General features: G+C 70.3%; 4 protein-coding genes and 1 tRNA gene. 3 read left to right on the forward strand and 2 right to left on the reverse strand.

Annotated elements, in window-relative coordinates; translation table 11 throughout:
• Nucleotides 1–50: 50 nt before the first annotated feature.
• Complete coding sequence (locus tag IF78_RS43890; protein ID WP_037641149.1) at nucleotides 51–689, reverse strand: ATP-binding protein; 639 nt, start codon at nucleotides 687–689, stop codon at nucleotides 51–53.
• 205 nt (nucleotides 690–894) lie between these two features.
• The gene (locus tag IF78_RS0125090) at nucleotides 895–1,722 is read right to left on the reverse strand and encodes a glycerophosphodiester phosphodiesterase (protein WP_031484821.1); all 828 of its coding nucleotides are present in this window, start codon (nucleotides 1,720–1,722) and stop codon (nucleotides 895–897) included.
• Nucleotides 1,723–1,999: 277 nt separating this feature from the next.
• On the opposite strand from IF78_RS0125090, the gene IF78_RS0125095 reads away from it, so the two are divergent.
• The 3 genes from IF78_RS0125095 to IF78_RS0125105 all read left to right on the forward strand — a co-directional run bounded on the left by IF78_RS0125095 (nucleotide 2,000) and on the right by IF78_RS0125105 (nucleotide 5,687).
• Nucleotides 2,000–3,526, forward strand: coding sequence for a S1C family serine protease (locus tag IF78_RS0125095; RefSeq protein ID WP_031484823.1), 1,527 nt, complete (start codon nucleotides 2,000–2,002; stop codon nucleotides 3,524–3,526).
• Nucleotides 3,527–3,934: 408 nt separating this feature from the next.
• Nucleotides 3,935–5,503, forward strand: coding sequence for a serine/threonine-protein kinase (locus tag IF78_RS0125100; protein ID WP_031484825.1), 1,569 nt, complete (start codon nucleotides 3,935–3,937; stop codon nucleotides 5,501–5,503).
• Nucleotides 5,504–5,600: 97 nt separating this feature from the next.
• Nucleotides 5,601–5,687 (forward strand) — tRNA-Ser (locus tag IF78_RS0125105).
• Nucleotides 5,688–6,267 lie beyond the last annotated feature (580 nt).

A 6,267-nucleotide genomic window follows, 5' to 3' on the forward strand; every position in this document is an offset into this window, starting at 1 on the left:
GGAGCCTGTGGACAACCCACGGGTCGTGCCGTACGCAGTCGCCGGTGCTGTCAATCCAGGTCGTCGAAGGCATCCGCGAAGTCGAGGCCGGATATCGCGCCCACGGACGGTGCCGTGACGCGCGTAGCGAAGTCGTCGCGGCGGTGCCCGGCATCGGGATCATGAACGTCGTCGTGGACCACGACCCAGACCGTCACCTCGCCGCGGGCGTCGTCCCGTACCCCCCAGTCGTCGGCCAGGGCGGTGATGATGTTCAGCCCGCGGCCGCCGTGCGCGGTGACCGAGGGCGTGGCCGGAGCAGGGCGGGTGGGACCACCGCCGTCCGTCACCTCGACCGTGAGTCTGCCGCTCGCGTCCACACGCCACGCGGCCCGGACGTCGCCGTCCCCGGACAGGGCGTCGCCCAGCGGCCGGCCGTGTTTGCACGCGTTGCTCAAGAGTTCGGAAAGAATCAGTACGGCATCGTCGATGACCGATTCCGCCACCCCGCCCCTGCGCAACTGCGAGCGCATACGGTGTCTCGCTTCCCCCACGCCCGCAGGGCCATGGGGTACGGCCATGCTCGACGACGTGGGCACCTCCTGTGCCACCACCAACGCCACCCCCGAGACCTCCTTTGCCCCACGCCACGGTGTGGATGCCCCATTGGCCTGTACCGGAAACCGGCCAATCAAGGTCCGGCGACGCATTCACCACGATCGAATACGGACCGAACGCGCCGGAGCACTCCCTGTAGTCGAGATGGCTGGAATTCTTCGGTGTGGCCGAGAGTGGAGGATGGGGCAGATGGGACTTCGGGGTCAAGAGGTTGTGCAGGGATTGATGAGGTTTTAGTGGTTTCCGAGTGGGCGGTTTGCTTTCAGTGCGCGCGTGTCGCTTGATCACGCGCGCGGGTCAGCGGCCGAGCTGGTGCAGCACCGCGCGCGGGCGGTTGGTGATGATGGCGTCGATGCCCAGTTCGACACAGAGGTCGACGTCCTGGGGCTCGTTCACGGTCCAGACGTGCACCTGGTGACCGGCCCGCTTCAGGCGCTCCACATACGCCGGGTGATTGCGCACGATGCGGATCGAGGGGCCGGCGATACGGACGCCCGCGGGTAGCCGGCCGTCCCGCAGCCTGGGCGAGACGAACTGCATCAGATAGACCGTCGGAAGCGTCGGCGAGGCGGCACGCACGCGATGCAGCGAGCGCGCCGAGAAACTCATGACGCGCACCGGGGACTCTTCGGCCGTGGCGGGCGAGTCCAGCCCGAACCGCTTCAGCAGGACCAGCAGCCGCTCCTCGACCTGTCCCGCCCAGCGCGTCGGGTGCTTGGTCTCGATCGCCATCTCCACCCGCCGCCCGGCGTCGGCGACGAGTTCCAGCAGCCGCTCCAGGGTGAGCACGGAGGTGTCCTCGGGATCCTCCGGCCGCACCTCCCAGTCGGGCTCCTCCGCCCGGTTCTTCCACGAGTCGCGGTTCTTCCGCGAGCCGAAGTCCAGGGCGGCCAACTCGGCGAGCTCCAGGGCCGAGACCGCGCCGCGGCCGTTGGACGTACGGTTGACGCGTCGGTCATGGACGCAGACGAGATGGCCGTCCGCGGTGAGGCGTACGTCGCACTCGAGGGCGTCTGCCCCGTCCTCGATCGCCTTCTTGTACGCGGCCAGGGTGTGCTCGGGAGCGTCTTCCGAGGCTCCGCGGTGGGCGACGACTTGGATCTGCTGCTGCCGTGCGTGGGTCACCGCGTCATGGTGCCACCGCACCGGGGTAGACGTGCGACCGGAGGAACGGCGAGGGTGCAGGGATTGCGCCCTTTTAGTCCTACATGAGCAATATAAAGAATGGCCGCGGACCCACAGCGACCGCTTATGGTGCTCTGACGGCCCGTGGGAAAAGCTGACGGCATACATAAAGGCATGCACAGCTGAAGCGCACCGACCGCCGACAAGCACTGGCCAGCGTGAACGGGCGTGACCGAGTGCGACCGAAGACAACAGCCGTGGATCGAGGAGAGAAGCTGTGAGCACCGAGAACGAGGGCGCCGCGGTACCCCCGGCCCCGTCCGCACCCCCCGTGCCGGTGGATGCTCCCGCTGCTCCGGCGTCCCAGGAGCGCCCGGCCCCCGAGGGCGACGCCGCCCCCACCGCCCCGCTCCCGCCGGTGCCCAGCGGCGCCCCGGCGAACGCCAACGGCACACAGCCGTACGCCGCCCCCGCCAACGAGGCACAGCCGCCCGCCTCGAACGGCGCGCAGCCGCCCGTCACCCAGGGCTCGGCCCCGGACGCCTCCTGGCCGCCTCCGCAGCCGCCCGGCACGCCGCTCTACTCGGACAGCTCGGACAGCGGCGCCGCGGCCGGTGGTGCGGGTGCCGGTGGTGCGGGTGCGGGTACGGGCTCCGGCTGGGGCGCCATGTACCAGCCGTCGGCGCCCAAGTCCGGCCGCGGCGGTCTGCTCGCCGCGGTCCTCATCGCCGCGCTGGTCGCGGGCGGCCTGGGCGGCGGCCTCGGCTACACCCTGGCAAAGAACGACGACAGCACGTCCTCGACGACCGTCTCCGCCTCCGACAGCGGCGGCTCCGTCAAGCGCGACCCGGGCACCGTCGCGGGCGTGGCGGTCAAGGCGCTGCCCAGCACGGTCACCATCCAGGCCGAGAGCAACGCGGGCGAGGGCGGCACCGGCACCGGCTTCGTCTTCGACACCGAGGGCCACATCCTCACCAACAACCACGTGGTCGCCGACGCGGTCGACGGCGGCAAGCTGACGGCGACCTTCCCGAACGGCAAGAAGTACGACGCCGAGGTCGTCGGCAACGCGCAGGGCTACGACGTGGCGGTCATCAAGCTCAAGAACGCCCCGTCGGGCCTCAAGCCGCTGACGCTGGGCGACTCCGACAAGGTGGCGGTCGGCGACTCGACGATCGCGATCGGCGCCCCCTTCGGCCTGTCCAACACGGTCACGACGGGCATCATCAGCGCCAAGAACCGCCCGGTGGCCTCCAGCGACGGCACCAGCAGCAACGCCTCGTACATGAGCGCCCTGCAAACGGACGCCTCGATCAACCCCGGCAACTCCGGCGGCCCGCTGCTGGATGCGCAGGGCAACGTCATCGGGATCAACTCCGCGATCCAGTCCGCCGCCAACGGCCTCGGCGGCACCAGCCAGTCCGGCTCCATCGGCCTCGGCTTCGCCATCCCGATCAACCAGGCCAAGTACGTCGCCCAGCAGCTGATCAAGACCGGCAAGCCGGTCTACGCCAAGATCGGCGCCTCCGTCTCCCTGGAGGACACAAGCGACGGCGCCAAGATCACCGAACAGGGCGCCAGCGGCACGGACGCGGTCGAGGCGGGCGGCCCCGCCGACAAGGCCGGCCTCCAGCCCGGCGACGTCATCACCAAGCTCGACGACACGGTGATCGACTCCGGGCCCACCCTGATCGGCGAGATCTGGACCCACCAGCCCGGCGACAAGGTCACGATCACCTACGAACGGGACGGCAAGTCCCGCACGGTCGAAGTCACCCTGGGCTCCCGCACCGGCGACAGCTGACGCTCGACGGCCACGCGCGCGTAGATCCGGTTCCGGACAGGAGCCGACTACGCGCGCGTGGCTGCGTTCCGCCCCCGTCCTCATGAGCAGCGGCGGGGAACCAGGACGCCACGAATCGCGTCCACCCCACCGGGCGGCCCCCGTTTGCACGGCAGACCGCCGAGGCGACAGCCCGGGCGGACGGCGAGGGCGTCGTTCGCCGGTACGCCGGTGTGGGGCGCTGTTCGCCGGTACGCCGGTGTGGGGCGCTGTTCGCCGATGCGGATGCGCGACCCGCGCCGGGAGTTGGGGGCCGACCGGCCGCCATGTCCATGCAATCGAATGGGCTATCGTGCCTTCTCGACCTCGACTCTTCGCTAACGGGAAGCAGAGCCGCGAATGGGAAGCAGACAAGGGGACGATCTCGCGGTGTCCGATCTTGGGCGGCTCGTCGCCGGCCGGTATCTGCTGGTCGAGCGGGTGGGCAGCGGCGGCATGGGCACCGTCTGGCGTGCCGAGGACAAGATGCTCGGCCGCCACGTCGCCGTGAAGAAACTGCGCATCCCACCGCACCTGCAGGACGACGAGGTCCGCACGCTCTACGAGCGCACCCGCCGCGAAGCCCGCAGCGCCGCCCGGATCACCCACCCCAACGTGATCGTCGTGCACGACGTGGTCGACGACGAGGGCCTGCCGTGCATCGTCATGGAGTACGTCCCCTCGGTCACCCTGAGCGACGTACTGAAGCGGCGGGGCTCGCTGCCACCCGAGGAAGCCGCCCGGGTCGGCCGCGCCATGGCCGCCGCCCTGCGCGCCGCCCACGACGCCGGGGTGCTGCACCGGGACGTCAAACCCGCCAACGTGCTGCTCGGTGACGACGGGCGGATCGTCCTCACCGACTTCGGGATCGCCATGGAGTCGGGCACGTCCTCGCTGACCAAGCCCGGCGAGTTGATCGGCTCCATCCGCTACCTGGCGCCCGAACGGCTCCGGGGCGCGCACCCCGAGACCGGCCCCGCCAGCGACCTGTGGGCCCTGGGGGCGACGCTGTACCAGGCGGTCGAGGGACGGGACCCGTTCCGCCGTGACACCGCGATCGAAACCGCGTACGCCATCGCCACGGACCCGTACGAACCCCCGCGCAACGCCGGGGACCTGGCCCCGGTGATCGAGGGCCTGCTCGTCAAGGACCCGGACCGGCGCCTGGACGTCCACGAGGTCGAGCGCCGCCTGGGCGACGTGACCGGCACGCGCACCGCGCCCCTCGATCCGCCGACGCGGCCGGACCGTGCCGAGGACCTCACGCCGCCCGCGCGAAGGAGCGGCGCCAACCGCCGCCGTACGGTCGTGCTGTCGGCCCTGGCCGTGACACTCACCGCCTGTCTCGCGGGCGGCGCGGTGTGGTGGCTGGGCGGCAGGGACGATGGGCCGAGCAGGCAGGCGTCCGGTGCGGAGGCGTCCGGCCCCACGGCGAGCACCACTCCTGGCACCACCACCGACACGACTCCTGACACCACCCCCGGCTCCGGCAGCGCCTCAGTGCCGCCGGTGCCCGCCGGATACCACCTCGAGGAGCCGGACAGCGGTATCTCCGTGCCGGTGCGGGACGGCTGGAAGCGCAAGACGCTCGCCGGCGGCGAAGTCGCCTACCTGGACCCGTCGGAGCTGGTGGGCCTCAGAGTCAACGTCATCGAGTTCGCCGGCACCGATCCGCTGCAGCACTGGCGCGACACGGAAGAGGAACAGACCGCCCGGGACAATCCCGGCTACGAGCGGGTGAGGATGGCCGAGACGACGTTCCGCGGACGGCCCGCCGCCTACTGGGAGTTCACCTTCGACGGCAGGGCACGGCCGTACCGCGCCGCGGAACTGGCCTTCGCGAGCACCGACGGCACCCAGTACGTGATCTACCTCTCCGCGCCGGACGCCGACTGGCACGAGTACCGTCCGGTCTTCGACACGGCCGTCAACGGCGTCCGCGTGAGCGACGGCTCCTGACCCCGGAGGCCAACCGGCCCGGTGCGGACCACCAACCCCGCACGACGTGCGGTGCCGGTACGCTGTACCCGCCCCGCCCCCGGTGGTGCGGGGCCGAGGTGGGTTGCCCGAGCGGCCTAAGGGAACGGTCTTGAAAACCGTCGTGGCAGCGATGTCACCGTGGGTTCAAATCCCACACCCACCGCGCAGGTGAACGGCCCCTGACCAGGCAAGACGGTCAGGGGCCGTTCCGTTGTGCGCTGGCCGCTCCCGGCACTTCGCCATGGCCAGGTGCCGTGAGATCCACCCATATCCAAGGCTTGAGGTGCCAAGTACGCACGGTGCCTATGACGAGGTCAACGGTCGCCCCTACAGGGGGCAGCTCCCGGGCGAGTCGCTGCACGCCTGGCTCGCTGCGGCGGCGGATTACGTCCAGGGAGGCGCCTACAGGTTCGTACTCCTTGAGCTCCGCCGTGAGCCCCCATGGCTGGTGGCCAGTGATCGTCGCTTGGACTGTTTCGCCTTGACGAAGCTCGCTGAGGGGGCGCCTCGATTCATCTGCCATGGCGGCATCATCCTCCTCCTCAACCCACCCTTTCCCCAGCCAACAAGCCGCTCTGAAACACCCTGCACTTGTGACGCCCCTGGCCAGAAGCACGGTCAGGGGTGTCGTGCGTGCCGCAGTGTGTCGGCGGTCTCTGAAAGTGAACCCAGTGGTGGTCAGTGAACTCTGACCCCCGGTCCGTCAGTTGATGTTGGTCATTCCCCGGTGTTGGCGGCGGGAA

It is taken from the genome of Streptomyces bicolor (genome assembly GCF_000719285.1).
GTDB classification, from domain to species: Bacteria; Actinomycetota; Actinomycetes; order Streptomycetales; family Streptomycetaceae; genus Streptomyces; species Streptomyces bicolor.